This is a genomic window from Kineococcus indalonis (genome assembly GCF_009906395.1).
Classification (GTDB): domain Bacteria; phylum Actinomycetota; class Actinomycetes; order Actinomycetales; family Kineococcaceae; genus Kineococcus; species Kineococcus indalonis.
The window spans coordinates 1-2,197 of sequence record NZ_JAAALM010000600.1 but is presented as its reverse complement, the minus strand read 5'-3'; the positions used below and the strand labels follow the sequence as shown (position 1 = coordinate 2,197).

Annotated in this window: 2 protein-coding genes; both read left to right on the top strand. The window is 73.5% G+C overall.

Going from position 1 to position 2,197, the window contains the following annotated elements; genetic code table 11:
* The first annotated feature begins 22 nt into the window (after window positions 1-22).
* Entirely contained in the window at window positions 23-934 is a 912-nt protein-coding gene (locus tag GTR00_RS19355) for a GAF and ANTAR domain-containing protein (protein WP_323132619.1), read from the top strand.
* Between the two features lie 49 nt (window positions 935-983).
* Window positions 984-1,406, top strand: a complete 423-nt coding sequence (locus tag GTR00_RS19350) for a ChaB family protein (RefSeq protein ID WP_166613187.1) — start codon at window positions 984-986, stop codon at window positions 1,404-1,406.
* Window positions 1,407-2,197 lie beyond the last annotated feature (791 nt).

Genomic DNA, 2,197 nt, shown 5'->3' with positions numbered 1-2,197 from the left:
CCCGCCGAGTGGAGGAAGCGCCGTGCCGAAGCCCCCCAGCACCCCAGACCCGCCCAGCACCCGTGATCGCCCCGGCACCTCGAAGCAGACCGGCACCTCGAAGCAGACCGGCACCTCCGAGCAGGACGTCACCCCCGGCGCCGGCGCCGTCCCGCACCCCGCGCACACCCCCGGCTCCGCCGATCCCTCCGGTGCGCGGGTGGACCCGCCCCGGCGCACCGCCCCCGCGGCGGTGATGGAGCCGCAGGCCGCCTTCGCCGAGCTGGGCACCCTCGTGGTCGGCGAGACCCCGCTGAGCCAGGTCCTGGCGCGGGTGGCCGAGCTGGCCAAGGCGTGCGTGCCCGGGGCCGAGGAGGTCTCGGTGACCCTGCTGGAGGGTGACAAGGGCGAGAGCGGCCGCAGCGCCGCCTTCACCGGCCGCCTGGCCGCCACCCTGGACGAGCGGCAGTACGCCGCCGGTTTCGGACCGTGCATCGACGCCGCCCAGTCCGGGCAGGTCGTGCGGGTGGACGACACCTCCGACGACGACGTCTACCCCGACTTCGCCGCGATCGCCGCCCGCCAGGAGGTGCGCAGCTCCGTGTCGGTGGGCATGCCCCTGCCGCAGCGCACCGCGGGGGGCCTGAACGTCTACCGCTTCGACGAGGGCGTGCTCGACCAGGACTCGGTGGCGCTGCTGCAGGCCTTCGCCGGCTACGCCGCCATCGCGCTGGCCAACCACTCCCTGTACGCCTCGGCGGTCGCGCTCAGCGCGCACCTGCAGACGGCCATGCAGTCCCGGGCGATGATCGAGCAGGCCAAGGGCGTGCTGGTGGCCAGCTTGCGCTGCACCCCCGAGGAGGCCTTCCAGCACCTGGTCAAGCAGTCCCAGCACCGCAACGTCAAGCTGCGCGACATCGCCGCCGACGTCGTCGAGCACGCCATCCGGGCCTGACCCGCCCGCACGCCGTTTGCGCGGCGGCCGACCCGGGTAGCCCCCCGGCATGGCGAAGAACTCGGGGGACCCGGACCCGGACGACCTGCCCAGCACGATCGCGCGCTCGGACGAGAAGGCGCAGCGCACCTACGCCAAGACGCTGGAGCACGCCGAGGAGGAGTACGGCGACGGCCGGCGCGCCCACCAGACCGCGTACGCCGCGCTCAAGCACACCCACGAGAAGGTCGGCGACCACTGGGAACCCAAGGACCACAAGGGCCCCTCGGACGCCCAGGCGGAGGGCGGCGAGGACACCGACCGCCCCACCGCCGGCGGGGTGGACGCCAACGCCACCAAGGAGCACCTCATGGACGTCGCCAAGCGCCTCGACGTCCCCGGCCGCTCCTCGATGACCAAGGACGAGCTCGTGCGGGCCATCCAGAAGGCCAACGACAAGGAGAGCCGCAGGTCCCGCGAGAAGGGGTCCTGACCGGGCCCGAAGCGCTGGGCGAGAACCTCGCGCTGAGCACCGGCGACGGCGAGCACCGCCCGCAGCCCGACCGGCGCGAGACCGGGTGGACCACGACGGTGCCGGCGTTGAGCGCCCGAGCCTGACCGCGGTGTCGGCGATCGGGGTGCCTCACCGGCGAACCGCTCACCGCCTCCCTGTGTGACCGCCCCGCGGCGGGGTACTGGGCGGGTACCCCGTCGAGCACGGGCACCGAGCACGGGAGAGGAGGGACCGTCGTGGGTCTGATCTCCGGCGTCCTCAAAGGCGCCGTCATCCAGAAGATCATCAGCCGGCTGACGAGCGGCGACAAGCGCCGCGAATGAGCGACGACGGCGCGTGGCGAGCACTCCGCCACGCGCTGCTCCGCACCGGCCCAGTGCTGAGGGCGGACGACCTGTCGTCGACGTCGCGCACTTCAGGCAGGTCCAGACAACCCTTGACCCCGCCGCCAGCACCCCGGCCGAAGACGTCCGTCTCTGCCGGCAAGGGCCCCGCGCGGTGAACTTGTGAGTGGAGGGGGTGGGCCCCCAGGGGCTCGAACCCTGAACCCGCGGATTAAAAGGCAACCCGGCCCTCGTCCGGCCAGTGCCGGCTGAGGCCGCCTGGGCCTGTGACCTGCAGCTTCTCTTCCCCGCTGGTGCCGCCCGGTCCGTCTGGACCGGGCGGTGCCGGCGCATCCGTTAGCGCGGTGTGAGCGCGCGTCCGCCTCGTGCCGGGACGTGCGTGCGCCCGCGGCTGCTCTCGTGATGCTGCGGAGAGATCCCATGGAC